The sequence below is a fragment of the Agrobacterium sp. LAD9 genome, assembly GCF_003031125.1.
GTDB lineage: Bacteria > Pseudomonadota > Alphaproteobacteria > Rhizobiales > Rhizobiaceae > Agrobacterium > Agrobacterium radiobacter.
In genome coordinates this window covers 130,554-157,221 of record NZ_PHGS01000016.1, presented here as the reverse complement: position 1 = coordinate 157,221, position 26,668 = coordinate 130,554, and the positions used below count along the sequence as shown (strand labels likewise).

21 protein-coding genes are annotated in these 26,668 nt (G+C 61.1%); 12 read left to right on the top strand and 9 right to left on the bottom strand.

What is annotated here, in order from left to right; translation table 11 throughout:
- Window positions 1–83: 83 nt before the first annotated feature.
- Window positions 84–626: an NUDIX hydrolase gene (locus DA915_RS18055; protein WP_003505606.1), complete on the top strand. Its 543-nt coding sequence runs from the start codon at window positions 84–86 to the stop codon at window positions 624–626.
- A gap of 287 nt (window positions 627–913) precedes the next feature.
- On the opposite strand, the gene DA915_RS18050 is transcribed toward DA915_RS18055, so the two are convergent.
- Together DA915_RS18050 and DA915_RS18045 are read right to left on the bottom strand one after the other, a co-directional pair.
- Window positions 914–4,066: an efflux RND transporter permease subunit gene (locus DA915_RS18050; protein WP_107676814.1), complete on the bottom strand. Its 3,153-nt coding sequence runs from the start codon at window positions 4,064–4,066 to the stop codon at window positions 914–916.
- A gap of 1 nt (window position 4,067) precedes the next feature.
- Window positions 4,068–5,228: an efflux RND transporter periplasmic adaptor subunit gene (locus tag DA915_RS18045; RefSeq protein ID WP_107676813.1), complete on the bottom strand. Its 1,161-nt coding sequence runs from the start codon at window positions 5,226–5,228 to the stop codon at window positions 4,068–4,070.
- 278 nt (window positions 5,229–5,506) lie between these two features.
- Here DA915_RS18045 and DA915_RS18040 point away from each other — a divergent pair, with 278 nt between their 5' ends.
- The 3 genes from DA915_RS18040 (at window position 5,507) to DA915_RS18030 (ending at window position 8,502) form a co-directional block, all read left to right on the top strand.
- Entirely contained in the window at window positions 5,507–6,181 is a 675-nt protein-coding gene (locus DA915_RS18040) for a response regulator transcription factor (RefSeq protein WP_020009793.1), read from the top strand.
- The gene (locus tag DA915_RS18035; RefSeq protein WP_107676812.1) at window positions 6,178–7,512 is read left to right on the top strand and encodes a HAMP domain-containing sensor histidine kinase; all 1,335 of its coding nucleotides are present in this window, start codon (window positions 6,178–6,180) and stop codon (window positions 7,510–7,512) included. Before DA915_RS18040 ends, DA915_RS18035 begins: the two co-directional genes overlap by 4 nt.
- Before the next feature lie 108 nt (window positions 7,513–7,620).
- Window positions 7,621–8,502 (top strand): DUF3313 domain-containing protein, encoded by an 882-nt coding sequence (locus tag DA915_RS18030; protein WP_107676811.1) that lies wholly within the window; start codon window positions 7,621–7,623, stop codon window positions 8,500–8,502.
- A gap of 62 nt (window positions 8,503–8,564) precedes the next feature.
- On the opposite strand, the gene DA915_RS18025 is transcribed toward DA915_RS18030, so the two are convergent.
- Window positions 8,565–9,473, bottom strand: coding sequence for a hydrogen peroxide-inducible genes activator (locus DA915_RS18025; protein WP_107676810.1), 909 nt, complete (start codon window positions 9,471–9,473; stop codon window positions 8,565–8,567).
- A 209-nt stretch (window positions 9,474–9,682) separates the two neighbouring features.
- On the opposite strand from DA915_RS18025, the gene katG reads away from it, so the two are divergent.
- The gene (katG, locus tag DA915_RS18020; RefSeq protein ID WP_087746966.1) at window positions 9,683–11,854 is read left to right on the top strand and encodes a catalase/peroxidase HPI; all 2,172 of its coding nucleotides are present in this window, start codon (window positions 9,683–9,685) and stop codon (window positions 11,852–11,854) included.
- 157 nt (window positions 11,855–12,011) lie between these two features.
- Here the strand turns inward: katG and DA915_RS18015 are convergent, their stop codons facing one another.
- On the bottom strand, window positions 12,012–12,188 hold the full coding sequence (locus DA915_RS18015; protein ID WP_107676809.1) for a hypothetical protein: 177 nt from the start codon (window positions 12,186–12,188) through the stop codon (window positions 12,012–12,014).
- Between the two features lie 216 nt (window positions 12,189–12,404).
- Between DA915_RS18015 and DA915_RS18010 the strand changes: the two genes are divergently transcribed.
- The gene (locus DA915_RS18010; protein ID WP_202864251.1) at window positions 12,405–13,298 is read left to right on the top strand and encodes an AraC family transcriptional regulator; all 894 of its coding nucleotides are present in this window, start codon (window positions 12,405–12,407) and stop codon (window positions 13,296–13,298) included.
- Between the two features lie 193 nt (window positions 13,299–13,491).
- Here the strand turns inward: DA915_RS18010 and DA915_RS18005 are convergent, their stop codons facing one another.
- Window positions 13,492–15,612 carry a TonB-dependent siderophore receptor gene (locus DA915_RS18005; RefSeq protein WP_107676807.1) on the bottom strand — a complete coding sequence of 707 codons (2,121 nt, stop codon included), beginning with the start codon at window positions 15,610–15,612 and terminating at the stop codon, window positions 13,492–13,494.
- Between the two features lie 221 nt (window positions 15,613–15,833).
- On the opposite strand from DA915_RS18005, the gene DA915_RS18000 reads away from it, so the two are divergent.
- Genes DA915_RS18000 through DA915_RS17985 form a run of 4 tightly spaced genes read left to right on the top strand, consistent with a single transcriptional unit; the run spans window position 15,834 to window position 19,721 of the window.
- Window positions 15,834–16,844: an iron-siderophore ABC transporter substrate-binding protein gene (locus DA915_RS18000; RefSeq protein ID WP_107676806.1), complete on the top strand. Its 1,011-nt coding sequence runs from the start codon at window positions 15,834–15,836 to the stop codon at window positions 16,842–16,844.
- Window positions 16,841–17,884 (top strand): iron ABC transporter permease, encoded by a 1,044-nt coding sequence (locus DA915_RS17995; protein WP_107676805.1) that lies wholly within the window; start codon window positions 16,841–16,843, stop codon window positions 17,882–17,884. The genes DA915_RS18000 and DA915_RS17995 overlap by 4 nt, the downstream gene beginning before the upstream one ends.
- A 2-nt stretch (window positions 17,885–17,886) precedes the next feature.
- On the top strand, window positions 17,887–18,921 hold the full coding sequence (locus DA915_RS17990) for an iron chelate uptake ABC transporter family permease subunit (protein ID WP_107676804.1): 1,035 nt from the start codon (window positions 17,887–17,889) through the stop codon (window positions 18,919–18,921).
- A complete protein-coding gene (locus tag DA915_RS17985; protein ID WP_107676803.1) occupies window positions 18,918–19,721 on the top strand; it encodes an ABC transporter ATP-binding protein in 804 nt (267 codons plus the stop codon). Before DA915_RS17990 ends, DA915_RS17985 begins: the two co-directional genes overlap by 4 nt.
- A gap of 12 nt (window positions 19,722–19,733) precedes the next feature.
- On the opposite strand, the gene DA915_RS17980 is transcribed toward DA915_RS17985, so the two are convergent.
- Window positions 19,734–20,630 (bottom strand): LysR family transcriptional regulator, encoded by an 897-nt coding sequence (locus DA915_RS17980; protein ID WP_107676802.1) that lies wholly within the window; start codon window positions 20,628–20,630, stop codon window positions 19,734–19,736.
- A 94-nt stretch (window positions 20,631–20,724) separates the two neighbouring features.
- On the opposite strand from DA915_RS17980, the gene DA915_RS17975 reads away from it, so the two are divergent.
- On the top strand, window positions 20,725–21,678 hold the full coding sequence (locus DA915_RS17975) for a choline ABC transporter substrate-binding protein (protein ID WP_107676801.1): 954 nt from the start codon (window positions 20,725–20,727) through the stop codon (window positions 21,676–21,678).
- 14 nt (window positions 21,679–21,692) lie between these two features.
- Window positions 21,693–23,207 carry a choline-sulfatase gene (betC, locus tag DA915_RS17970; RefSeq protein ID WP_107676800.1) on the top strand — a complete coding sequence of 505 codons (1,515 nt, stop codon included), beginning with the start codon at window positions 21,693–21,695 and terminating at the stop codon, window positions 23,205–23,207.
- A 15-nt stretch (window positions 23,208–23,222) separates the two neighbouring features.
- Here the strand turns inward: betC and DA915_RS17965 are convergent, their stop codons facing one another.
- Genes DA915_RS17965 through argH form a run of 3 tightly spaced genes read right to left on the bottom strand, consistent with a single transcriptional unit; the run spans window position 23,223 to window position 26,667 of the window.
- Window positions 23,223–24,116 (bottom strand): carbohydrate kinase family protein, encoded by an 894-nt coding sequence (locus DA915_RS17965; RefSeq protein ID WP_107676799.1) that lies wholly within the window; start codon window positions 24,114–24,116, stop codon window positions 23,223–23,225.
- On the bottom strand, window positions 24,113–25,153 hold the full coding sequence (locus DA915_RS17960; RefSeq protein ID WP_107676798.1) for an ABC transporter ATP-binding protein: 1,041 nt from the start codon (window positions 25,151–25,153) through the stop codon (window positions 24,113–24,115). Before DA915_RS17960 ends, DA915_RS17965 begins: the two co-directional genes overlap by 4 nt.
- Entirely contained in the window at window positions 25,153–26,667 is a 1,515-nt protein-coding gene (argH, locus tag DA915_RS17955) for an argininosuccinate lyase (RefSeq protein WP_107676797.1), read from the bottom strand. Before argH ends, DA915_RS17960 begins: the two co-directional genes overlap by 1 nt.
- Window position 26,668 lies beyond the last annotated feature (1 nt).

Here is a 26,668-nt window from a genome sequence, read left to right as displayed (position 1 = left end):
TTGTGGGGGGTGATTGTCATAAAACTGTCATAAATGCACGCGGGGCATTGATGCAACCCGGAAAATCAGCACTATCAACGGATATGAAATCTTCCAAGAAACGCCGGAAAACCCGTCCGGCCCGTCCACTCACACTGCTCCAGCAGCTGGCTGCGGTTCCCGAAAAGCTCTTCACCGGTGCTTTCCGGCAGCAATATGCCGCGCTCTGTTTCCGTTATGCCGACAATAGCGTGGATGTCGAAATCCTCCTCGTCACGTCCCGCACCAGTCAGCGCTGGATCATTCCGCGCGGCTGGCCGATGAAGCGCAAGAAGCCGCATCAGGCGGCGGCGATCGAAGCGTGGGAGGAGGCGGGCGTGCGTGGCCGGGTGAAGAAGGATGCGGTGGGCCGCTATACCTATCTCAAGATGCTCGACAATGGCGATGTCGTTCCCTGCATGGTCGACGTCTTCCAGATAGAGGTGACGGAAACGGACGCGACCTTCAAGGAGCACGGTGAACGCCTGCTGGAATGGGTGCGCCCTGACGAGGCGGCAAGACGCGTTCGCGATATCGAACTGAAATCACTGTTGGTCGATTTCCGGCCAAAGGGGAAAAAGAAACGCCAGAGCGGCGAGAGACCGTAACCGCATCTGCCCGGCATTCCTTCCTGCAGCCGGTACTGTAATGCCACCGCAATAGGACATGCCCACCCTTGCCTGATGATTGTCATCAGGAGCCGTTGCATGAATTTACGTCGTCCCGTTCTCCGCTTCTTATTGCGTTATCTCCATCCGATTATCGCCATCGCTTTGCTTCTGGCGGGCCCGGCTGCGATTCTTTTGCTGAGATGACGACAGGGGCACCATTCGGAATGACGGGAAGGCGGTGTCGCCTTCCCGTTGTCAGCCGGATTGGTGTCTAGCCGACCTTGTCAGGCCGGCTGCTTTTGGGAAGGTTGCGCCTCATGGTTAGAATGCCCCGTTTCATCCGGCGCTTTCGGTAACAGGCGGGCGAAACGCCTGATGATGCTGTCCAGATAGGACAGGATGGTCGGCACCACGATCAGGGTCAGCAGCGTGGAACTGATGAGGCCGCCAACCACCGCATGGGCCATCGGCGCGCGCTGCGCGCCACCGCCGCCGACGGCCAGGCCGAGCGGGATCATGCCGAAGATCATCGCAAGCGTCGTCATGATGATCGGACGGAAGCGGATGACGCCCGCATTCTCGAGCGCTTCGTTCAGCGAAAGCCCTCGCCGCCGCTCACGATTGGCGAAATCTACCAGCAGGATGCCGTTTTTGGTCACGAGGCCCATCAGCATGATGAAGCCGATCAGCGAGAACATGTTGATCGTGCTGCCGGCGATCATCAACCCGATGAGGACGCCGACGAGCGACAGCGGCAGCGACGCCATGATGGCGAGCGGTTGCAAGAAGCTGCCGAACTGCGAGGCGAGCACGATGTAGATGAAGATGACGGCCATGCTGAGCGCCGTGACCATATGGCCGACGGTTTCCTGCATGGTTTCGGCGTCGCCGCCGAAGCGGATGCGATAGCCGTTCGGCAGATCAAGACCGGCGGTCAGGCCCTGCAGGGTCTCCGTCACGTCGCCAAGCGTGCGGCCGGCAATATTGGCCGAAACCAGTATCTCGCGGCGATTGTCGATGCGGCGGATTTCGGCGGGGGCCGGCATGATGCCGATATCGGCAACTTGATCGAGACGCACCATCAGCGGTGCACCGTTCGCTGCCGTGCGACCGGTTGCGATCATCAATTCTCCGAGACTTGCCAGGTCGGACCGCCGCTCGGCCGGCAGGCGGATGACGATATCGTACGTATTGCCGTCCGTATCCGTCCATTTCGACACATCCTCCCCGCCGATAAGGGGGGAGAGTGCCGTGGCAAGATCGGAGCGGGCAATGCCGAGATCGCTCGCCGCCGCAGGCTTCAGGCGTACCGACAGGACAGAGGTTACATCCTTCGCACTGGAGGTCACATCCACGAGGCCCGGAATTTTTTTCATGTCTTCGACCAGGCCGGCGGCGATTTTTTCAAGAACAGCCCGGTCGTCGCCGAGGATGCTCAGCTGTACCGGGCTTTCGCCGCCGCCAAGGCCGTTCTGCAGGATCGTGACCTCAATGCCAGGTATGGCCGACAGGCGCTTGCGAACCGGCTCGGCAAGGGAGAGCGGGGTTCGGCTTCGCATATCGAGCGGCGCCAGCCCCACCAATATGGCGGCGCGATGTTTGCCGGCGGCGCCGCCGGTGTTGATGGTGGAATAAAGCATCTCGACCTCGGGAAATTCCCTCAGCGCCTTCTCGACCTGCCGTACCTTGGTTGTCGTATAGTCCAGCGAGGAGCCGACCGGCGCGGTGATGTTGACCTGGAAGCGGCCCTCATCGGCATTTGGAACGAATTCCGTGCCGACCAGCGGCACCATGAACAGGCTGACGATAAAGATGCCCGATGTGACAAGCAGGGTGACGAGCCGGTGCCGCAGGGTCCAGCCGATGGCGCGGCGATACTGACCGGCCATCCATTCGAAGCCGCGGTCGAAACGCGCGATCAGTCGGCCTATCGGACCGCGTTTTGCATCGGGTTGGGCGTCCGGATCGTACCAGACGCTTGATAACATCGGATCGAGTGTGAAGGCGACGAAAAGCGAGATCAGCACGGCGGCGGAGACGGTGACGCCGAATTCGTAGAAAAACCGGCCGACGATGCCATCCATGAAGGCAACCGGCAGGAAGACCGCCACGATTGTCGCCGTTGTCGCGATGACCGCAAGCCCGATTTCATTGGTGCCGTCGAGGGCTGCGCGCAGGTGGGATTTGCCCATATGGAGATGGCGGGTGATGTTTTCGCGCACCACGATGGCGTCATCCACGAGAATGCCGATGGAAAGCGTCAGCGCCAGCAGGCTGAGCGTATTGAGCGTGAAACCGAGGAAATCGATCACCGCGAGCGTGCCGATGATGGCGATCGGCAGCGTCAGCCCGGTAATCACCGTGCTGCGCCAGGAATTGAGGAACAGGAAGACGATGGCGACGGCGAGCGCCGCACCTTCGATCAGCGTCGTCTGTACCTGGCTGACGGATTCGCGAATGGGTATCGATGAATCCGTGACGATACGCAGCTGCACGTTCTGCGGGGCGAGCTCGGTGTTGAGCGCATCGAGGCGCTTTCTCACATCCGTCGCCACCTGAACGGTATTGGCGTCCTGAACCTTGACGATGTCGATCGCCAGCGCCGTCTGGCCATTATAGAGGGCGCGGCTTTCGGCATCGGCTGCCCCTTCCGAAAGCCTCGCGACATCGCGAAGCTCGACGGCCGCGCCGCCGCGCCTTGCCACGACCATGTCCAGCAGCGCCTGCGGTTCCTCGATGCGGCCCTGCACCTGGATCGTCCGTTCGGAAAGGGGATCGACGACGCTTCCGGCCGGGCTGTTGCTGTTGCCGGCGCGCAGCGCGTTCACCACCTCGTTAATGCCTATTCCAAGGGCGCGCATGCGCGTCTCGTCGATCATCACATCGATCTGCCGTTTGCGGGCGCCAACCAGCGTTGCCTGGCCGACGCCGGTAACGGTCGTCAGCTGCCGCACCACCTTCTGGTCGGCAAGGGTGGTGAGTGCGGGTACATCGAGCGATGTCGAGCTGATCGCAACCGACAGGACCGGCTCGGCGGCGGGGTCGAACCTCGATATGACGGGCTTTTTGGCGTCTTCCGGAAAATTCGCCTCGATGGCGGCGATCTTGTCGCGGACCTCCTGCGCGGCGGCCGAACTCTGCACCTCGAGCTTGAATTTCGCGACGACGACGGACCGTCCCTCATAGGAGGTGGACGTGACCTCGTCGAGGCCGCCAATGGCGTTCAGCGCATCCTCGACCGGGCGTGTCACCTCGGTCTCCACCGTCTCCGGCGTCGCGCCCGGATAAGAGGTGACGACGACCACCACGGGAACGTCGACATTGGGATATTGGTCCAGCCCAAGCCGCTGCAGCGAGAAGGCGCCCATGACCAGAAGCGCCACCATCATCATGGTGGCAAAAACAGGGTGGGTAACGGATATGCGGGTCAAGAACATTTCAGCCTGCCTTGTCGACGGTGACGGCCATGTCAGGCCCCAGTTCGGGAAGCGGTGCGGTGAGGATGGTCTCGCCATTCTTCAGGCCGGCGGCAATCTCGACCAGACTGCCATCGTTCCAGCGCGCTCCGACTGCGACCGTCTGGCGGCGAAGATGGCCATCCTCCACCTTCAGCACATGGTAACCCGTCTCGTCCTTGCGCAGCGCGATTGCGGGAACGACAAGCGCATCGTTCTTTTCACGCAGGAGGATCGATCCGCTGGCGAACATTCCGCCCCACAGCCGGCCGTCACGATTGGCAAGCCGCAGATAGACGGCGACAAAACGGGTGCCGTCTTCGGCAACCGGGCTGATGCGGTCCACCGCGCCTTTGACGATCTGGCCGCCAAGGCCGTCAATTTCCAGTTCCGCCGTCTGGCCGAGCGCCACGCGTGGTATGTCGCGGGTGGCGACAAGAACCTTCGCTTCCAGCACGCTGGTATCGACCAGTGTGAGAAGCTCGCCATCCGCACCGACACGCGATCCCGCCTCGGCCAGCCGCCGGGTGACGGTGCCGCTGAAGGGCGCGCGGATTTCGGCGTTGCGAAGGGCGAGGCGGGCGATATCCGCCTGCGCCGAAAGGCTCTGGAGCCTTGCCGTCTTCACCGCGACATCGCTTTTCGCCTTGTCGAGCTGTTCCGTCGAAGCGATGTTTTTCAGGGCAAGCTGTTCGGTTCTCGTCAGGGCCTGCATCGCCAGCATCAGTTCGGCCTCGGCCGCATCTCGGTCGCTCTGCCGCAGTAAAAGCGTCGATTGCAGCTCGTCGGTTTCGAAACGCACGAGCAGCTTGCCCGCCTGCACGGCATCTCCGTCGCGGACATTCATTTCGACGATCTTGCCGGCTTCACGGGCGCGGATCACCACGCGGGTGATCGGCTGAAGCTCGCCGCTGATGCCAAGCCGCTCCACCATCGCGCGCGTACCGATCTTTGCCGTTTCCGCGGCCGTCAGTTCGAACGGCGTGCCTGCGGGGCTCATCGAAGCGGTTTCGACGAGCCCGTTCACGATGCCTTTGACACGCTCATTCGCATCGACGCTGCCGCGCGCCGGATCGAGAGCGGTGACAACGAGAACGCAACCTGCAAGCGCGATCCCCGCCTTGATGGTTCTCTTCACCCACATACTGAAATCCTTTCCATCCCGGGACCGCCGCTCAGGCGGTCGCATTGCCTCTGTCGAGGCGGATGGTTTCTGGATAGGCATCCATAATTGCAGCAGCATTACCCTCCGGGGCGCGCCTGCCTAAACGGAACCGTCTAATGCTCCAAAGCTCTGTTTTTATGCATTTTCCAGAGGTGAAACCGTTATGGATCCTGGTTGTAAATGCTCTGGCGTCTTCTTCGCCGCAATACTGCCGCAACCTTTCTGGCAGAAAACGGAAGGCGAAGGGACGGTGACGCATGAGACTTCTGTTGATCGAAGACGAAAAGGAAATGGCGGATGCGCTGACGGCGACGCTCGGCAAGCAGGGGATCGTCATCGACCACACGATGTGGCTCGGCGATGCGATGGAGCTGACGCGTCAACACGTCTATGACGCCATCCTGCTCGACCGTCGCCTGCCTGATGGGGAAGGGCTCTCCTTCATTCCGCAGCTGCGCCGCGCTGGCATCGACACGCCGATCATTCTGTTGACGGCAATGAACGAGCCGGAAGAGCGGATCGCGGGGCTGGACGGCGGCGCCGACGATTATCTTGGCAAGCCGTTTCTCGTCGGCGAGCTGCTGGCGCGGGTGCGCGCGGTTCTGAGGAGGCCGGCAAATCTTGCGCCGGCCCAGATCACCGCAGGCCGCATCGTCATCGATCCGCTCCATCTCAGCGTCACGATCAATTCGGTTCCCTTCGATCTGCCAAGGCGCGAGCTTGCGGTTCTCATCGCGCTGGCGAAACGCAAGGGCAAATCCGTGCTGCGCTCCACGCTCGAGGCAGCCGTTTACAATTACGAGGAGGAGATCCAGTCCAATGCGCTCGACGCGCATATATCGCGGCTGCGAAAACGCCTGCTCGATGCGTCCGCAGGCGTCGGCGTGCATAATATTCGTGGCATCGGTTATCTGTTGAAGGAAGAAGCATGAAAGCGCAGGGCACGTCCAACCCGTCCTTGTGGTGGAAACTGAGCTGGCAGCTCAGCGTCGTCGTCTCTGCCATGATTGCCGTGGTCATCATCGGGCTCTGCTTTTACGGCGTGATGATGCTTTCCCCCAATATTGCGCTCTGGGACGACCTCTCGGCCACACTTGATGAGTCGCTTTCGCTCGATCCGCAAAAGGGATTGGTCATTACCGATGGCCCGGCATTGCAGGCCCTGAAGGCGGAGAACTCAACGCTGTGGTTCGTGGCTTCCACGCTGGATGGGCGGGTGGCGACCTACGGCGCCGTGCCTACCGTTTATGAGGAATTGTCGCGGTATCTACATCTGATGACGGATGCCGATATTCGCGGAGGAAAAGGCATCGTCGAGGTCGCCCTGGTCGAAAGCATGGAAACGAAATGGGGTTCGGTGAGGGTCATGTTCGGCGGAACGACGCATGTAGGCGGGCAGTTCCTGACACTTCTTGCCGGAACCTACAAGATTTACGTTCCCCTGCTGGCTGTCATCCTGCCCGCCGTGTTCTTCTCGGTTCCCCGCATCGTGCGCCAGGCGCTTTCCGGCCTCAGTTCTGTCGTCAAAAAGGCCCCCGAGATCGATCCGCGGCGGCCGGGTTCAAAGCTTCCCGTCGAGGATGTGCCACGCGAGGTGGTTCCGCTGATCCTTGCCTTCAACAGCATCCTCGAACGGCTGGAAGAGCAGTTTCGAGCGCGCCAGCGTTTTCTCATCGATGCGGCGCATGAGCTGAGAACGCCGATTGCGATCATGCAGACCCGGATAGAGGGCTTGCCGGGGCCGGAACAGCAACGCCTGATGGAGGATGTTGCGCGGCTTGGCGAGACTACGGAACAGCTTCTCGCCTTCGAAAGAAACGATCAGGTGAACGACAGGCGCGAGCCGGTGGAGCTCGTCGAGATGACCCGCACCGTCGTCGCCGATCTCGCCCCGCTTGCGCTTTCGGCGGGTTATGACATCTCCTTCGACACGCAGATCGCGCGATATGAGGTGATGGGCGACCCCTTCACCCTGCCGCGTGCGATCAGCAACATCGTGCGCAATGCCATCGATTATGGTGGGAACAGGGGGATGATCCATATCTCGGTTCTCGCCAATGGTGAGATCGCGATTTCCGATGAGGGGCAGGGGATAGCCGAAGACCAGCGGGAACGGATTTTCGAGCCCTTTTACCGCATCACACCGCGCAGCACCGGGGCAGGGCTTGGCCTCAGCCTCGTCAAGCAGATCGTCGCCAACCATAACGGGCGAATCTTTCTGGATAGCAGCGCCTTCGGAAGCACCTTCCGGTTACGTTTCTGATCGTTGCGTTGCGCGCTGTCCAGAGGCGGGTGATTGTAATGTTGCCGCAATTTTAGCTGTCGTACCGTGTGGGGCACAGGATCAATCATCCCAACCGGAGTACGTGCAGTGAAACAACAGTGGAATCTGTTTGCCCGGGGTTCCGGCGACAAGGCCTCCCGCAGCCGCGGTGTCGCCTTCGCCACCTTGCCCTTCGCCATCCTCATGTCCAGCTGCACCTCCGTGCCGCTGAAAGAAGGTGGCACGCTCACCTCCTATGCGCAGCTCAGCCCGGCCAAGGGAAAGTTCACCAAATCGCGAACCTTCGTGGACGCCACCGGGCTGGCCGGGGTCAAGACCGTCGCCATCGTCCCGACCACCTTCTCCTTCGCCGCCTCGTCGCGGGTCACATCGGAAAGGGATCGTGCCCTTGTTTCGAATGCACTGGATCGCGCCATCTGCGTGGCGCTCAGCGATAAATACCGGATCGCCGCCCTTGGCCAGCCGGCGGATATGACAGTGCGCACGGTCATCACCGATCTGGTGCCAACCGACAAGACCATGGCCGGGGTATCAACGGCCGTGACACTCGGCAGCGGCTTCGTCCTGCCGGTCAGCGTGCCGCGTCTCCCATTCGGGCTCGGCGGGCTGGCCGTCGAGGCCGAGGCGGTGGATAGCAGCGGCGTCCAGCGCGCGGCGGCCGTCTGGTCCAAGGGCGCGAACTCCATTACCGGTAAGGCCCGAGTGTCGGAGATCGGCGATGCCTACGGGCTCGCCGACGATTTCTCCAATTATTTTGCGCGTATTCTGGTGTCAGGCAAGGTTTCCGACGGTCTGAACCTCTCTATTCCCTCTGGCCATCGAATCCGGTCGGCTCTGGGCGGAAAACCGAAATATGTCGAGTGCGATGCCTATGGCCGGTCACGTGGCTTGAAGGGCATGGTGGCCGACAAGTTCGGCGCGCCGCCGCAATGGACCGACGACGGGTACGCGAAAGTCGCGGCGCGATAGGCCAGCCGCTTTATGTGTAGATTGCGTGCGTTACGGCGCGCGCGATCGTCCGAACCAAGTGCCTATGCCGCGAGACCGAGCTTCTGAAGGCCGCATTCGCGGACGATCTCCGCGATATGGGCGAACTGCGCCGAGAGCGGGTTGCTCTTGCGCCAGACCATGCCGATGGTGCGCGACGGGCGCGGTTCCGCAAGCCGGAATACCGAAACGGTGGATTGCCGTGTTTCCATATCGACCGCCATCTGCGGAATGAGCGTGACGCCGATGCCGGCGCCGACCATCTGTACGAGGGTGGAGAGCGAAGAGCCCTCCATCAGCACGCGCGGCGGCGCATTGGTCGTGCTGCAGAAGGAAAGCGCCTGGTTGCGGAAACAATGGCCTTCCTCCAGCAATAGCAGGCGCATTTCACCCAGCTTGTCGGCGCTCGGCACCGGCATGCCCGCATCCTCCATCGGCCGCACCAGAATGAATTCCTCCGAAAACAGCGGCACTTCTTCCAGCGCGGGTTCCGAAACGGGCAACGCGACGATTGCCATGTCGAGTCGGGCTTCGAGAAGGTCTTCGATGAGCTTCTGCGTTACCGCTTCGCGCGGGCGCGCCTCCAGTCCGGGATAATGCCGGGTCAGCGTCTTGATCACCTGTGGCAAAAGATAGGGCGCAACGGTGGGAATAACACCGATGCGCAGGCGACCGCTGAGAGGGCCATGCCCCGCGCGCGCCAGATCCTGCAACTCGTCCACCGAACGCAGGATGGCCCGGGTGCGTTCGGCAAATTCCTCACCAAGCGCCGTCAGCCTGATCTGGCGGCTGCCGCGTTCGACGAGCGGCGCACCGATTAATTCCTCCAGTTCCCGTATCTGCAAAGATAGTGCAGGCTGGGAGATGGCACAGGCTTCCGCCGCACGCCCGAAATGGCCGATCTTGGCCAGCGCATCGAAATAACGGAGATGTTTCATGGAGAGCGAAATCATAAGCTCAGCATATCGCAGCCTTTAGAATATACAATTGGAAATTATGGAACCCGGCTGTTAGTCATCTTCATGACAGAAAGAAGCTGTAGCTGTGAACGATCACCGGCGTCGCAGCAGAGTCCTTGATGACCTGCCGCTGCCTCTGGCTCGGAATGCTGCACATGTCGAACTGATAATTTGTTTAATTGCTAAACCCATCGGAGGGCGAAATGGACGCAACTTCAAAACCGGCTGGCAAGTGTCCCGTCATGCATGGAGGCAACACGGCCTCGGGTAAATCGGTGACCGAATGGTGGCCGAATGCGCTGAACCTCGATATCCTGCATCAGCACGATACCAAGACCAATCCGCTCGGCACCTCCTTCAACTATCGCGAAGCCCTGAAGACGCTCGATGTCGAGGCCCTGAAGGCCGATCTGCGCGCCCTGATGACCGACAGCCAGGAATGGTGGCCGGCCGACTGGGGCAGCTACGTCGGCATGATGGCCCGTGTTACCTGGCATGCGGCGGGTTCCTACCGCGTAACGGACGGTCGTGGTGGCGCCAACACCGGCAACCAGCGTTTTGCCCCGCTCAATTCCTGGCCTGATAACGTCAACACCGACAAGGGCCGCCGTCTGCTTTGGCCGATCAAGAAGAAATACGGCAACAAGATTTCCTGGGCAGACCTGATCGCGCTCGCCGGCACCATTGCCTACGACGTCGCCGGTCTGAAGACCTTCGGTTTCGCCTTCGGCCGTGAAGACATCTGGGCTCCGGAAAAGGACACCTATTGGGGTGACGAAAAGGAATGGCTGGCGCCGAGCGATGGCCGTTACGGCGACGTGACCAAGCCCGAGACGCTGGAAAACCCGCTCGCTGCCGTGCAGATGGGCCTCATCTACGTCAACCCGGAAGGTGTGAACGGCAAGTCCGATCCGCTGGCAACGGCGGCGCAGATGCGCGAGACCTTCGCCCGCATGGGTATGGATGACGAGGAAACCGTGGCTCTCACCGCCGGCGGCCATACCATCGGCAAGTCGCACGGCAATGGCAGCGCCGCCAACCTCAGCCCCGATCCGGAAGCCGCAGGCCCGGAATTTCAGGGACTTGGCTGGATCAACACCAAGGGCCGCGGCATTGGTCGCGACACGGTTGTTTCCGGTATCGAAGGTGCCTGGACGAGCGAGCCGACCAAGTGGGACAACGGCTTCTTCGACATGCTGTTCAAGCATGAGTGGACCTTGACCCACAGCCCTGCCGGTGCATCACAATGGGCGCCGATCACCATCGCCGAAGAAGACAAGCCCGTGGACGTCGAGGATGCCTCGATCCGCACCATTCCGATGATGACCGATGCCGACATGGCCCTGAAGGTCGACCCGATCTACCGCGAGATTTCGCTGAAGTTCAAGGACGACCAGGATCATTTCTCGGACGTCTTCGCCCGCGCATGGTTCAAGCTGACGCATCGCGACATGGGACCGAAGGCGCGTTACATCGGCCCTGATGTTCCGGCCGAAGACCTGATCTGGCAGGATCCGATCCCGGTAGGCTCCACGAGCTACGATGTCGCTGCCGTAAAGGCAAAGATCGCCGCCTCCGGTCTGACGGTTGCCGATCTGGTCTCGACCGCCTGGGACAGCGCGCGCACTTTCCGTGGTTCGGATAAACGTGGTGGTGCCAATGGCGCACGCATCCGCCTTGCACCGCAGAAGGACTGGGAAGGCAATGAGCCCGCCCGTCTTTCCCGTGTGCTTTCGGTTCTGGAGCAGATTGCCCGTGAAAGCGGCGCGAGCATCGCGGATGTGATCGTTCTCGCCGGCAATTACGGTGTGGAACAGGCGGCCAAGGCGGCCGGCTTCGACATTGCCGTGCCTTTTGCGGCCGGCCGTGGTGACGCTTCCGCCGAGCAGACGGATGCCGACAGCTTTGCTCCGCTTGAGCCGCTGGCGGATGGTTTCCGCAACTGGGTCAAGAAGGACTATGTCGTCAGCCCCGAAGAACTGCTGCTGGATCGCGCACAGCTTCTCGGCCTGACCGCGCCGGAATTGACCGTGCTCATCGGCGGCCTGCGCGTCATCGGCACCAATTACGCCGGGACGGCGCACGGCGTGTTCACCGACAAGCCCGGCGCGCTGACGACGGACTTCTTCACCACGCTGACGGACATGGCCTATTCCTGGGTTCCGACCGGCAACAATCTCTATGAGATTCGTGACCGCAAGACCGGGGCAGCCAAGTACACCGCGACCCGCGTGGACCTCGTCATCGGTTCGAACTCCATCCTGCGCGCCTATGCGGAAGTTTATGCGCAGGACGACAGCAGGGAGAAATTCGTGCGTGATTTCGTCGCCGCCTGGACGAAGGTGATGAACGCTGACCGTTTCGACCTTCTGTAAGGAACGGCCGACCGTTCAATGATGATGCACCTCCCTGAGCGATCGGGGAGGTGTTTTTGCGGCCGGTGGGTTGGCGAGGTTGGATCAGTCACCACGCGATCCGGCATGAGGGGAGGTTATTAGCCTCTGCATTCCGCTCGCAGTGGGATGTGCTGCCCTATCGCCTGTCCGAAGACGAAACCGGTTTGCTGGGAGAGGATTTTTCGGCCCTTTCCGAGGGCGCTTTGCCGCTTTTTTCATTTTCATGCGCATCCGGCCCGGCAACGATGACGCCGCGGCCCTTCTCTTCGCGCTTCTTGTCCGCGAAGTTGCCCGGTTCCTTCTTGCTGTCCATGATAGTCTCCATTGTTGCGTTCCTGTCAGGAGTTCAACGGGTGTCTTGGGCAGAGGTTCCAGGGCGGTCGCGTCAGTGGATGTTTCTCTTCATAACGATCTTTGCTATTAACATGAATTGATAAGTCATGTTATTGGGGCGAAGCGCGATGACTGGCGTGGCGCGCCTGTCTTTCCAAGCCCTCAACCCAGACCCGACAACCGGACGGTACCCGCATTGAGTTTCTGGCATTCCATGACCTGGCACACGGAAGGGATCAGCGTCACTGCGCCGGTGAAGTGGCGCCAGCTGGACGGGCTCGTCAGTGCTTTCTGGGAGGCGGAAAGCCAGATGGGGGCGAAAGGTTATTATCTGGCTGCCGATCCGCGCATCATGATTTTTTTCAACGATGTGTCTTCACGCATCAGCATGTCCAACCGCAATGGCGAGTTCAGTAACCATTCGCGGCCGATGACGCGGGCGGTTTATGTGCCGGCTGGCGTGCCGATGTGGACGAGCAGCAACGCCACGCACCGGTTCTCGCATCTCAACCTGCATATTCACAAGGACCGGCTGTTGCGCTTCCTGTCACCTTCGGTCGGCAGTTCGGCGGCGATGACGGCGCTGCGCCGCCCGGTCGAGATACAGGATATCGGCTCGGTGGAAACCCTTGCCGGGCTACTTGTCGATGAGCTGGCGGAGCCCTCGAAACATGCGGTCTATGCGGAAAGTCTCGTCGGCAGCATCGTTGCCGGCCTGCTGGATATTCCCGGCCCTTCACCGGAGCAGGTGAATGGCAGGTTGACGCAGGCGCAGTTGAACAAGCTTCTTGCCCAGGTCGAAAAGCGTGGCGATGACCGTATGACGGTTGCCGAGATGGCGGATATTGTCGGGCTTTCGGAAAGCTGGTTCGCCACCGTGTTTCGCCAGACCACCGGCAAGACGCCGCTGCAATGGCAATTGGAACGGCGCATCAATGCCGCCCAGAAACTTCTGCTGGAAGGCGATCTGACTGTGGCCGATATCGCCGCCCAGCTCGGCTTTTCCGATCAGGCGCATCTGACCAAGGCTTTCCGCCAGTCCGTGGGCAACACGCCGGCCGCCTGGCGGCGTTTGCATAGGCTACTTTGAATTGGTGGCCTTTGCTGTCTACACTCAATCGTCCGCGCGTCCGTAAATCTTGCTCGACGTCATCCTCGGGCTTGTCCCGAGGATTTGCGACCTTGTGACCTTACGATACGTGGTTGGATCCTCGGGACAAGCCTGAGGATGACGTGAAACATTATAATTGTCTTATAATAGTTTGAAATCAGATATTTTTTCGCTACCACGTCTTTCGCAAAGTCACGGAAAACGCCCGGCCGGGATTGTAGAAGTCAGCGCCGAACCCACCATACGAAACGTGTTTTTCGTTGAAGAGGTTGGAGACATTGACATCCAGTGAGGCGGTTTCCTGAATCTTGTAGCTGAATGCCGCATCCACGGTCACGCTGCTTCCGGTTTCGACCTTGTTGGCATTGTCGAAATAATAGGCGCCGGTATAGCGGCCGCCGAGACCGAAGGTCATGTCGCCGAAATGGTCGTTGCCTTCGAGCGTATAATTGACCCACAGTGAAGCCTGATGCTCGGGGACGAATTGCGGCCGGTTGCCAACATTGCCGCCGGTGCCGTTTTCGGTGATCTCCGCATCGAGATAGGAATAGGCCGCCGTCAGGCTGAGATTGTCTGTTACCTCTGCCTTCGCTTCAAGATCGAGGCCGCGCACGCGCACCTCGCCGATGGTGGTCGGCAGGCTGGTGATCGGGCTGGTGACGGTGATGTTGTTCTTCTTCAGATCGTAAATCGAGGCGGTGAACAGGGCCGGGAAAGCATCCGGCCGGTATTTCACGCCGAGTTCGATCTGCTCGCCACGCTCCGGTTCAACGGTGAGGCCCGATGCCGGCACCACCGATTCGGCGTAGCTGATATAGGGCGCGATTTCGTTGGTGACCTTGTAGGACACGCCGATGCGCTTGGTCAGTTCGCTGATGTCGCCGCTTGCCGTCGTGCTGTTCAGCCGGTTGGTCTGCTCGGTGTCGATCCAGTCGTTGCGCAGGCCGGCGCTGACGGTGAGCCTGTCGAAAAAGGTCAGGTCCTGCTGGAGATAGATCGCCTTGGTTTTCTGGTCCGTCAGCGAACTGGCGTAGAGCGGCACCGAGGAGGGCGCGCCGGTATAGACCGGGTTCATCCAGTTGATGCTCGGCGCAGCCCCGAAGTAGCTTTTGCTGCCGGATTCATAGTTGTTATAAAAAATGCCGACGAGGCTGCGGCTTTCGACATTTTCAAACCGCGTGTCATATTGCAGGCGCGTATCGATCAGGAAGTTTTCGGTCTCGGTGTCGTTGCCGAAATAGGAACGGTTGGCGATGGTCGAACCGTTGGTCGGCGTCGACGAGATATAGGCATAACCGAAGTCCGTATTCGCCTTGCTGTAACGGGCGTTGGAACTCAGGGTCAGACCCGAGCCGAAATCGTGGTCGAACATCACGCTCAGCGAATTGCGGTTTGTGCCGCGATAATTGTAGTCCGGTTCGCCGAAGAAGCGGCTGCGGTCGAAATGCGAGCCGACGGGATGGCCGCCGCCGCCGGGAACGCCATCCTTGTTTAGATGATCGTAAACGACGGTCAGGCTGGTGACGTCGGTCGGACGCCATGTCAGGCCGCCCATGAAGAATTTCTCGTCGTCACGGGAATAGTCATATTCCGCGTCGGCATTTCTGAGCTTGCCGGTCAGACGATAGGACAGCGTGTCGTCGCTGGTGATGTTGTCGCCGAAATCGAAGCCGGTTTCGGCGCGGCTATAGGAGCCGCCGGTCACATAGGCCTCACCGAAACGGGTGCGTTTCGGCACCTTGGTGGAATAATTCACCGAGCCGCCGGGATCCGAAACGCCGAAGGTGGTGGAGTTGCCGCCCTTCAGCACTTCCACCCGCTCATAGGCATAGGTTTCTTCGCGCAGCGCACCGAAGGGGCGGCCGAGGGTGAGGCCATCGCGATAGGTATAGGCGTCGAAACCGCGAATCTTGAAATAGTCGAAACGGTCGTCGGAACCGTAAAAATCCGTGGTCACGCCAGCGGTATATTGCAACGCTTCTTCCACGGTCTGCACACCGCGCTGCTGCATTTCCTTGGCGGTGATGACGGAAACGGCGGCAGGTGTGTCGAGAATATCGGTCGCCATCTTGCTGCCGCTCGTGGTGCGGGTGGCAACGATCGATTTCTGGTTATTGTCGCCGCTGTCGATGGTGATGCGTTCCAGAACCGTGCTGCCGCCCGTATTGGCAGCTTCCTGCGCCAACAGGGAGCCGGGCAGGGTGGCGACAAGCGCCGTGCAGGCAAGCAGGGCCGCATCCTGGTAACGACGTCGCGCGGTTTTACGGTGTCTGCCTTCGGTTTCGATATTCATTGGTATGTTCCAGACCTTGATGCCCCGATCGCCGTTTTCACGGCCCACTCTCGAAGCGCCCAATAACTTGAGAAAGTTTGTCCGGTATTGTAACTTTTTGCGGTTTTGTACAAAACCCCGGAAATTTCACCGCTGTTGCGGCAGCATTTCTTGCCTGGGCTTGACGGGGGCATTTGAAGCTGAGAGTTCAAGTCCACTTTTGAACCTTTGAGAGCTTCGCCATGCTTCGCCCGTTCCGCTGCCTCGTTCCGGCATTCATGCTTTTCCTGTCGATGATCGCGCCTGATATGGCCGCGGCGGAGGAGACGACCAGCTATCCCATCGTCGTCAAACATGCGTTCGGCACGACCACGATTGCGAAGAAACCGCAGCGGGTAGCCACTGTCGCCTGGGCGAACCATGAGGTGCCGCTGGCGCTCGGCATCGTGCCCGTCGGTTTTGCGGCGGCCAATTTCGGCGATGATGACGGCGACGGCCTGCTGCCATGGGTGGCGAAGCGGCTTACCGAACTCAATGCGGCAAAGCCGGTGCTGTTCGACGAGGGCGACGGCATCGATTTCGAGGCCGTGGCGGCAACGCAGCCGGATGTCATCCTTGCCGCCTATTCCGGTCTCAGCCAGTCCGACTACGATACGCTGAGCCAGATTGCGCCTGTTGTCGCCTATCCCGTCTCCCCCTGGGCGACGGACTGGCGCGAGATGATCCGGCTGAACAGCGCCGGGCTCGGCATGGCGGCCGAGGGTGAGGCGCTCATCAAACGCATCGAGGGCGAAATCGCGCAGGTTGTCGCCGGCCACCCGCAGCTGAAGGGCAAGTCGGCCATGTTCGTCACCCATCTCGACGCCACCAATCTCAGCGTCGTCAATTTCTATACGGCCAATGACACCCGGGTGAAGTTCTTCGCCGATCTGGGGCTCGACTCGCCGAAAAGCGTCGTGGAGGCGACGAAGCCGGGGCAATTCGCCGCCGGCGTCAGCGCCGAGCGTGTGGATGCCTTTGACGATGTCGATATCGTCGTGACCTATGGCAGCCAGCCGCTGCTGAACGCCATGCGCGCCGATCCGCTTCTCGCCCGCATGCCGGCCGTTGCCAACGATGCCATCGTCATGCTGGGTCGCGATCCGCTCGGCACCGCTTCAAACCCCACGCCGCTGTCGATTTCCTGGGTATTGAAGGACTATGCCGATCTCCTGGCAAAGGCCGCCGACAAATCCTCCGGGAAATCGAAGTGACAATATCCGGACCCGGCAAAGCGACGACGGTGCTGCTCGCCGGCCGCTCCAGCCGCGCGCGAACCGCCTGGCTCGGCGCAGTGCTGGCGCTTCTCGCATTGCTCTGTGCGCTCTCCGTCGCCATCGGCACGCGTGACGTCTCTTTTGCGGATATTCTTGGCGGGCTGAGCGGCCGCGTCGAGACGGTTGCCGAAGCGGCAGTTGCGGTGCGTCTGCCGCGCACGCTGCTCGCCCTGCTTTCCGGGGCCGCACTCGGGCTGGCCGGGGCCATCATGCAGGGCGTCACCCGCAATCCGCTTGCAGATCCCGGCATTCTCGGTGTGAACATGGGGGCGTCGCTTGCCGTCGTCATCGGCATCGTCTGGTTCGGCATCGCCACGGCGCAGGCCTTCATCATCACCGCAATTGCCGGTGCGGGGGCGTCTGCGGTTTTCGTGTATGTCGTCGGTTCGCTCGGGCGAGGCGGCGCGACCCCGCTGAAACTCGCTCTTGCGGGTGCTGCCACCTCCGTCGCCTTTTCCTCGCTCGTCATCGCCGTCGTGCTGCCGCGCAGCGACATTGCCGGCGGCATCCGCTCCTGGCAGATCGGCGGTGTCGGCGGGGCGACATTCGAACGCATCGAGACCGTGCTGCCCTTTCTGGTCGCCGGCTTCATCATCAGCCTGCTTTCGGCGCGCAAGCTGAATTCTCTGGCGCTCGGAGACGAACTCGCCGCCGGGCTTGGCGAGAATGTCATGGCAGCCAGAGCCGTGGCCTCCTTCGGCGCCATTCTGCTCTGCGGTGCCGCCACAGCCATTTGCGGGCCGATCGGTTTCGTCGGGCTGGTGGTGCCGCATCTCTGCCGCCTGCTCGTTGGCGTGGACAATCGCTGGCTTCTGCCGTTCTCGGCGCTTGGCGGGGCGTGTCTGCTGCTTGCTGCCGATATTGTCGGGCGCATCGTGGCGCGGCCATCCGAACTTGATGTCGGCATCGTCACCGCGCTCGTCGGCGCGCCTTTCTTCATCTGGATTGTCAGACGCCAGAGGGTGCGCGAATTGTGACCATGCACGCTCCCGTCATCGAAACTCTCGTCTTCAACCGCCACGCCCGCCAGCGCTGGCGTCGCCTTGTCATCGCTGCCCTGTCGGCGCTCCTGATCGCCGCTTTCTCAATAACGCTGATGCTCGGGCAATCCTTCACGCCGCCCGGTGATGTCATCCGCGTTCTGCTGGGGGAGGATATTGCCGGCGTCACCTTCACCGTCGGGCAGTTGCGCCTGCCGCGCGCGCTGCTTTCGGTTCTCGCAGGTCTGAGCTTCGGGCTCGGCGGCGTCGCGTTCCAGATCATGCTGCGCAACCCGCTCGCCAGCCCCGACATCATCGGCATCAGCTCCGGCGCGAGCGTCGCGGCCGTTTTCGCCATCGTCGTTTTGCAGATGAGCGGGCCGCTGGTCTCGGTCTTCGCCGTCGCCGCTGGTCTTGGTGTCGCGCTTCTGGTCTACCTCCTGTCCTTCCGAAATGGCGTGGCTGGCACGCGGCTGATCCTTATCGGCATCGGCGTGTCGGCGATGCTTGAAAGCTTCATTGCCTATATTCTCTCCGTCGCGCCGGCCTGGACGCTGCAGGAGGCAATGCGCTGGCTGACCGGCAGCGTCAACGGCGCGAAGATCGCCCAGTTGCTGCCGCTTTTCGTCGCGCTCATCCTGTTCGGCAGCCTGCTCCTCAGCCGTGCGCGTGATCTGGAAGCTCTGAGACTGGGTGACGATGCGGCCGCAGCGCTCGGCGTGCGGGTGGGACGAACCCGCATCATCGTCATCATCGCCGCCGTGGGCATGATCGCCTTTGCAACGGCGGTCTCCGGGCCGATCGCCTTTGTCGCTTTCCTGTCCGGGCCGATTGCGGCGCGCATCGTCGGCAGCAACGGCTCGTTGCTCGTTCCCGCGGCTCTGGTCGGAGCGGCACTCGTGCTGGTGGGGGATTATTGCGGCCAGTTCCTGTTGCCGGGCCGTTATCCGGTCGGCGTCGTCACGGGCGCGCTCGGCGCGCCCTATCTGATTTACCTTATCGTGCGGGTCAACCGCAGCGGAGGCTCGTTATGACCAGCCACTCCCTTTCCGTAAGCGGCCTCTCTGCCGGATATGGCGAAAACCTCATCATCGACGGGCTGGACCTCACCGTCCCGCGCGGGAAGATCACCGTCATCGTCGGCGCCAATGCCTGCGGCAAGTCCACCCTGCTGCGCAGCATGTCGAGGCTCATCACGCCGCGCGCCGGCCAGGTTCTGCTTGATGGAAAGTCGATCCATCGTCTCCCTTCGCGCGACCTCGCAAGACGCATGGGCCTCCTGCCGCAATCGCCGATCGCGCCAGAGGGCATCGTGGTTGCCGATCTCGTCAGCCGTGGCCGGCACCCGCATCACGGCCTGTTCGCCCGCTGGTCGCGGCAGGATGACGAGGCCGTCGCCGCGGCTCTCGCCGCCACCGATACGGTCGAACTTGCCGAGCGTCCGGTGGACGAGCTTTCCGGCGGGCAGCGGCAACGTGTCTGGATCGCCATGGCGCTCGCCCAGCAAACCGACATATTGCTGCTGGATGAACCGACCACCTTCCTCGATATCAGCCATCAGGTCGAAGTGCTGGATCTTCTGACCGACCTCAACCAGGCGCGTGAAACCACCATCGTCATGGTGCTGCACGATCTCAATCTCGCGGCGCGTTATGCCGATCATCTAGTCGCCATGCGGGACGGAAAGCTGCATGTCTGCGGCAGGCCGGAAGAGGTGCTGACGGAAGAGAATGTCCGTCACGTCTTCGGCATCGAAAGCCGGGTCATCGAGGATCCGACTTCGGGCAAGCCGATGATGCTGCCGATTGGCCGGCACAGGACGGTACCTGCGTGATAGGTGTGGTCTTCACCGCCGCTCGTCGATCAGCCAGCCGGTGAGTTTTCTCACCGCATTATCGCTGTTTTTCGGCCGCATCAGCCAGTATCCGCGGCCCGGTGCGTCGAGGCTTGGGCCTGCGGTCACCAGCACGCCCGCCTCGAGCAGCGGATCGATGAGCCCGGCCCAGCCGAGTGCAAAACCCTGTTCGCCGATGGTTGCCTGAACCACCATGGTGTAATTGTTGAAACTGATATCGCCGCCATCGTTTTCCGGCCCTCTCAGCACGCCGAAATGCTTGAAATAGGACGGCCAGTCGAACCAGTGCGCCTGGGAGGTGTTTTCCAGGTGGATAAGCTTCAGCCGTGTGAGATCCGCGACACTCGCGGGTGCGGCTGCGTCAGCCAGAAGCGCCGGGGAACAGACCGGCGTGACCTTCTCCGAAAGCAGCAGCACCGCCCCGTCGCCCGCTTCCTGCCGCGTTCCAAAAATGATCATCACGTCGCTATCGTGTTTGCCCTGACCCAGAGGGTCCTGCGTTGCCACGATCTGGATATTGATGTCGGGGTTGAGCGCTCGAAAACCATGCATGCGCGGGATGAGCCACAGGGACGAAAAGGCATAGTCCGTATGCAGGCGGATAGTCTGCCGATCCTCCGTCCGGCGCAGCTGCTGCGCGAGAAGATCGATGGCGTCGACATTACGCGAGACGATGTCGAACAGTTTTTGTCCTTCGGCCGTCAGTTCGATGCCGCGATGCTTGCGCCGGATAAGAGCCACGCCCAGCTCATCCTCGAGTTTGCGCATCTGATAGCTGACGGCCGGCTGGGTCAGTCGCAGCGATGCCGCCGCAGCCGTGAGGCTGCCGCGGCGGGCGACATCGGTGAAAATGCGCATCCATCCGAGATCGAGCGGCCGGTCAGACATTAAATTTCCTTATATCAGTCATCGAAAAATACCTGCTTCACAGGCAAAAACAATGTGGTGTTCAATAAACTGGACTAATAAAAGGGGAGCCGCAATGAAAACCGTTTCTCATCTGCACCGCATCGCCGCCGGTCTCATTCTGTCCGTGGCGGCATTCTCCACCCCGCTACAGGCGGCCGATGACGCCACCTGCAAGACCATTCGCCTCAGCGATCCCGGCTGGACCGACATTACCGCCACCAACGGCGTCGCTTCCGTCCTGCTCGATGCGCTGGGTTATGAAGGCGACGTCAAGACACTGTCGGTGCCGATCGGGTACCAGGCCATGAAAAATGGCGAAATCGATGTCTTTCTCGGCAACTGGATGCCGGCCCAGAAATCCTTCGTCGACGATCTGAACGCGTCGAAAGCGGCCGAGGTAATGACGAAGAACCTTGAGGGCGCCAAGTTCACGCTGGCGGTGCCTTCCTATATGGCGGAAAAGGGCGTGAAGGATTTTGCCGATCTCGCCAAACATGCCGATGAGTTCGAAAGCAAGATTTATGGCATCGAGCCGGGCGCGCCGGCCAACCAGAATATTCAGAAGATCATCGACGCCAATGATTTCGGCCTGAAAGGCTGGCAGCTCGTCGAATCCGGTGAACAGGCAATGCTGGCGCAGGTGGAACGGGCGGGCAGGGACAAGAAGGCCGTGGTCTTCCTCGCCTGGGCGCCGCATCCGATGAATGAGAAGATCGATATCGCTTACCTCTCCGGCGGCGATGCCTATTTCGGCCCGAATTTCGGCGGCGCTGAAGTCTATACACTGGCCCGCACCGGCTGGTCGCAGCAATGCCCGAATGCGGCGACGCTGTTCAAGAACCTGAAGTTCGATATCGGCATGGAAAACAGCCTGATGGGCTCCATTCTCGGTGGCGAGGATTCAAAGGCGGCGGCGACGGCCTGGCTGAAGGCCAATCCCAAAGCGCTGGATGGCTGGCTGCAGGGTGTCACTACGCTCGATGGCAAGCCGGGTGCGGACGCCGTCAAGGGCAAGCTTGGTCTCTAAGCCGGAAAGTCGAAATGCCGCGTCCCAATATCCTGATCCTGATGGCCGACCAGTTCAACGGGACGTTTTTTCCCGATGGTCCGGCCGATTTTCTGCACGCACCACATCTGAAAGCACTGGCGGAGCGGTCTGTCCGCTTCGCCAACACCTATACGGCAAGCCCGCTCTGCGCGCCGGCCCGCGCTTCTTTCATGTCCGGACAATTGCCAAGCCGCACGCGGGTGTACGACAACGCCGCCGAATTCGCCTCCGACATTCCGACCTATGCGCACCATCTGCGGGCGGCCGGTTATTACACCGGCCTTTCAGGCAAGATGCATTTCGTCGGGCCCGACCAGCTGCATGGCTTCGAAGAGCGTCTGACGACGGATATCTATCCGGCGGATTTCGGCTGGACGCCTGATTATACCAAGCCCGGCGAGCGCATCGAATGGTGGTATCACAATCTCGGCTCCGTCACCGGTGCGGGTGTCGCCGAAATCACCAACCAGATGGAATATGATGACGAGGTGGCCTATCACGCCACCCGCAAGCTCTACGATCTGTCGCGCCGGCTTGATGACCGCCCCTGGTGCCTGACCGTCAGCTTCACCCATCCGCACGACCCCTATGTGGCGCGGCGCAAATTCTGGGATCTCTACGAGGATTGCCCGGCGCTTGATCCGCAGACATCGGCGATTGCCTTCGAGGAGCAGGATCCGCACTCGAAACGGTTGCTGGAAGCCTGTGATCATGAGGCTTTCGATATTTCGCCGGAGCAGATACGCCGGGCACGGCGCGGTTATTTCGCCAATATCTCCTATATCGACGAGAAGGTCGGCGAGATTCTCGACGTCCTGAAAGCGACGCGGATGGAGGAGGACACCATCATCCTCTTCCTGTCCGACCATGGCGACATGCTGGGCGAGCGTGGACTGTGGTTCAAGATGTGTTTCTTTGAAGGCTCCGCCCGCGTGCCGTTGATGATCGCCGCACCCGGCTGGCAGCCGGCCCTGATCGACACGCCCGCCTCGACGCTTGATGTCACGCCGACGCTCTGCGGTCTGGCTGGCCTAGACATCACCTCGCTCAAACGCTGGACGGATGGCGAGGATCTGGCGGCACTGGCTCACGGCACCGGTGAGCGCGGCCCGGTGCCGATGGAATATGCAGCCGAAGGCTCGATCGCGCCGCTCGTTGCCATCCGTGACGGGCGCTACAAGCTGTCTGTCTGCGAGGCTGATCCGCCGCTGCTTTACGATCTCGAAGCCGATCCGGAAGAGCGCAACAACCTTGCCGGCGATCCCGCTTTCAGTGCCGTGCTTTCATCGCTTGCCAGCGAAATCGACCGACGCTGGCAATTGCCTGTTTTCGATGCTGCCGTGCGGGAAAGCCAGGCGCGGCGCTGGGTGGTCTACAAGGCGTTGCGCAACGGCGCTTATTACCCGTGGGATTACCAGCCGCTACAAAAGGCTTCGGAACGCTATATGCGCAACCACATGGACCTCAACGTGCTGGAGGAAAACCAGCGTTTTCCGCGCGGGGAGTGATGCGGGCAGGGCGTCTCACGGGGCGGCGGTCACCTTCGGTGCGCCGCCTGCCGCCTGCACGGCAAGACTGCCCGCTGCGATGCCGGCTTCGAGGCATTGCTGTTCGTCCTGACCCTGAAGCCATGTATCAAGAAAGCCGGCATTAAAGGCATCGCCTGCGCCGGTCGTATCGACCACCAGAACCTTCTGGGCCCCCCTGTGGTAAATCCCGGCGGCAGAGGATACCCATGCACCTTCGGCGCCGCCTTTGAGGGCGACGATCGGGAAAGCCGCCGCCAATGCCCGGATGGCTGTTTCCGGTTCCGAATGGCCCGTGATCGCTTCGGCTTCCTCGAGATTGGGCAAAAACACGTCAACGCCGGCGCAGGCCTTGAGCAGACCCTTGTCGTAGATCAGCGAGGCATCCCAACTCGGGTCGAGCGAGACGGACAATCCGCTTGCCTTGGCGCGCGCGACGAGATCGGGAATTTCGTGCAGAGTAGCGAATTCGGCGATGTGCAGATGCCGTGCTTTGTCCCACGCAAAGGCGGCATCCAGTGTCGAAGGCCGGGCGGCACCGGCGCGGCGCGTCAAGAATGCGCGGTCATGGCCAACCACTGTCGCCACCGTGACCTGCGGCCCCGCATCCGCTGAATGTTCCAGAAATTGCAGGTCCACACCGCTCTTCTGCATTTTCTCACCGATATCGCGCGAGAAGGTATCGGTGCCGAGCCTTGCCAGCAGCGCAGCGGGACGGCCGATATGAGCGAAATGGGCAGCGGCAATGAAAGCCCCGCCGCCGGCGGCGATTTCCATGTCGCGGGCAAACAGTTCCCGGCCGAGCACCGGCAATTCGTCAAGCCCGGTGAAAATGAGGTCGCAATAGATGCGGCCAATGCTGATGACGGCTGATTTTTCTGTTGTCATCATGCGCGGCCCAGAAGCTTTTCCGTCTTCGCATCGAAAAGATAAAGCGCGCCTGCTTCCGCCCGGCATTGCAGCCGGCTGCCGACTGCCGGGATGGATTTGCCTCTCGCGGTGGCAATCACAGAGGTGGTGTCGGTATCCAGATGAACCAGTGTTTCCGGGCCAAGAGGCTCGACCGCGGTTACCGTTCCTTCAAGCTTGAACGTGCCCTGCGGCGCTTCGCTCTCGCCCACCAGCAGGTCGTGCGGCCGCACGCCGATCAAAAACTCGCCCGTGGCGGAGGGCGTAACGCTGTTGGTTGTTTTGGTCCCTCGCAGGAGGTTCATCGAGGGGCTGCCGATAAAGCGGGCGGTAAACACATCGACGGGTGTTTCGTAGAGTTCAGTCGGCGTGCCGACCTGCAGGATATGGCCGTCCTTCATGACAACGATCCGGTCCGCCATGGTCATGGCTTCCACCTGATCGTGGGTAACGTAGACGGTTGTCGTCTTAAGACGTTGATGCAAGCGCTTGATTTCAATACGCATCTGCGATCTCAGCTGGGCGTCGAGATTGGAGAGCGGCTCGTCGAAAAGAAAGGCTGCGGGATCGCGCACCATGGCACGGCCGATGGCGACGCGCTGCCGCTGGCCGCCAGACAAAGCCGCTGGCCGACGGTCGAGCAGCGCCTCAAGCCCCAGTACCCGGCCGGCCTCTTCGATGCGCCGGTTCTTTTCCGCCTTGTCGAGCTTTGCGGTATAAAGCCCGAAGCCGATATTCTGGCGAACCGTCATATGCGGGTAGATCGCATAGTTCTGGAAGACCATGGCGATGTTGCGCTGTTTCGGTTCCTTCTCGTTGACGACGTTTCCGCCGATCTTCAGCGTGCCATCGGAAATTTCTTCGAGCCCTGCGATCATGCGCAGTGTCGTCGATTTTCCGCAGCCGGACGGGCCGACAAAAACGACGAATTCGCCGTCTTCAATGGCAAGGTCGATACCTTTGACCGCCTCCACCTTGCCGTAGCGCTTCACGAGTTGATTGAGTTCGATTGTCGCCATTATCGCGCTCCCGTCAGGGCGGTGAATTTCTCTGCAAGCTCGGCGGCCTTCGCCGCTTCGTGATCGGCGGATCGTTGCGCTTCCGCCTCGAATGCACCAAGCTTGCCGCGATAGGCGGCAATCGCCTCCCGCATCGGTTCGGGGGCAGGGCCGCCGAAGCGGCTGCGCACCGCGACAAAGTGCTCCGGCGAGACGATCTGCCTGAACTTTTCTTCGCTGATGCCGGTTTTGCGCCCCGCCAGTTCCTCGAACGCGTTGAGGAACGGCTGGTAGCCGTCATTCGGCAGATCGCCTTTCAGCGCGACAACGCTTTTGGCGACGGTTGCGGCGATCTCATGGGCCTGGCGGAATGACAGGTCCTCGATGCGGACAAGCGAATCCGCCAGTTCCGTGATGGTGATGCAGGAGCGGCGAATATTCTGGTCGACCCTTTCCGGATCGATGCTGATCTGGCCGACAAGGCTGGCGAGGAGATCGAGAACCCGGCCGGCCGAGGCGAAGGCCTCGTAACCCATGCCCTGCGTTTCGCCTTCGCTGTCGTTCATATCGGTGAAGGGCGTATTGTGCATCACGTCGAGCATGGTCCGCGCCCGGCCGAATGTCTGGCTGGCGAGGTGGCGCAGATGTTCTATCGGCACCGGGTTGCGTTTCTGCGGCATGATCGAGGAAATCTGCACCAGCGAATTCGGTACATAGATTTGCCCGACTTCGAAGCTCGTCCAGAACTGGAAGTCCTGAATTAGCCTGCCGAGATGCAGGAACATCAACTCGATCGCGCCATAGGTCGCCGTCGTATAGTCGACGGCGGCGATGCAGGAATAGGAATTGCGCAGCGGCGCGGCAAAACCGAGAAGCTCGGCGACGCGGGCGCGATCAATGGGAAAGCCGGAGGTGGTGATGGCGGCGGCGCCCATCGGTGAGAGATCGACGATACGGCGAGCTTCCGCGAAGCGGTCAATATCCCGAATGAGCACTTCGATGGCGGCGGAGAGATAATGGCCGAAGGTGGTGGGCTGCGCCGGCTGCCCATGCGTATAGGCCACAATCAGGGTGGATTGATTGCGCTCGGCGGCATCGATCAGCGCTTTCAGCAGAACCCGCGCCTTGGAGGTGAGCGTGTCGATCTTTTCCTTGAGGCCGATCTTGAACAGGGTGTGATCGATATCGTTGCGCGAGCGGGCCGTATGCAGGCGGCCGGCGACATCGACGCCGATACGGGCTTTCAGTTCCTTTTCGATCAGGAAGAAGAAATCCTCGACCTCGCCGGTATAGACAAGCTCCGATGGCTCGATGGTTCTGTCTATGTCTTCGAGCGCGCCGGCGATTTTCGCCGCCGTTTCGGCGTCGAGAATTCCGGTTTCGCGCAGCATGACGAGATGCGCACGGTCGATGCGGCGAAACCCGTCGACATGGTGGTTCTTGGCGCCATCAAACAGCGGGCGCAGCACTGTTTCCTTGTAGACCGGATCGGGAAACTTGCTGGTATCGGACAGGCGCGGGTTGATATCGGCCATG

Coding starts and splice junctions, on each gene's coding strand:
- betC (WP_107676800.1), top strand. CDS start 21,693: ATGCCGCGTCCCAATATCCTGATCCTGATGGCCGACCAGTTCAACGGG.
- DA915_RS17965 (WP_107676799.1), bottom strand. CDS start 24,116: ATGATGACAACAGAAAAATCAGCCGTCATCAGCATTGGCCGCATCTAT.
- DA915_RS18005 (WP_107676807.1), bottom strand. CDS start 15,612: ATGAATATCGAAACCGAAGGCAGACACCGTAAAACCGCGCGACGTCGT.
- DA915_RS18055 (WP_003505606.1), top strand. CDS start 84: ATGAAATCTTCCAAGAAACGCCGGAAAACCCGTCCGGCCCGTCCACTC.
- DA915_RS18045 (WP_107676813.1), bottom strand. CDS start 5,228: ATGTGGGTGAAGAGAACCATCAAGGCGGGGATCGCGCTTGCAGGTTGC.
- DA915_RS17980 (WP_107676802.1), bottom strand. CDS start 20,630: ATGTCTGACCGGCCGCTCGATCTCGGATGGATGCGCATTTTCACCGAT.
- katG (WP_087746966.1), top strand. CDS start 9,683: ATGGACGCAACTTCAAAACCGGCTGGCAAGTGTCCCGTCATGCATGGA.
- DA915_RS18050 (WP_107676814.1), bottom strand. CDS start 4,066: ATGTTCTTGACCCGCATATCCGTTACCCACCCTGTTTTTGCCACCATG.
- DA915_RS18035 (WP_107676812.1), top strand. CDS start 6,178: ATGAAAGCGCAGGGCACGTCCAACCCGTCCTTGTGGTGGAAACTGAGC.
- DA915_RS18040 (WP_020009793.1), top strand. CDS start 5,507: ATGAGACTTCTGTTGATCGAAGACGAAAAGGAAATGGCGGATGCGCTG.
- DA915_RS18000 (WP_107676806.1), top strand. CDS start 15,834: ATGCTTCGCCCGTTCCGCTGCCTCGTTCCGGCATTCATGCTTTTCCTG.
- DA915_RS17985 (WP_107676803.1), top strand. CDS start 18,918: ATGACCAGCCACTCCCTTTCCGTAAGCGGCCTCTCTGCCGGATATGGC.
- argH (WP_107676797.1), bottom strand. CDS start 26,667: ATGGCCGATATCAACCCGCGCCTGTCCGATACCAGCAAGTTTCCCGAT.
- DA915_RS18015 (WP_107676809.1), bottom strand. CDS start 12,188: ATGGACAGCAAGAAGGAACCGGGCAACTTCGCGGACAAGAAGCGCGAA.
- DA915_RS17960 (WP_107676798.1), bottom strand. CDS start 25,153: ATGGCGACAATCGAACTCAATCAACTCGTGAAGCGCTACGGCAAGGTG.
- DA915_RS18025 (WP_107676810.1), bottom strand. CDS start 9,473: ATGATTTCGCTCTCCATGAAACATCTCCGTTATTTCGATGCGCTGGCC.
- DA915_RS17975 (WP_107676801.1), top strand. CDS start 20,725: ATGAAAACCGTTTCTCATCTGCACCGCATCGCCGCCGGTCTCATTCTG.
- DA915_RS17990 (WP_107676804.1), top strand. CDS start 17,887: ATGCACGCTCCCGTCATCGAAACTCTCGTCTTCAACCGCCACGCCCGC.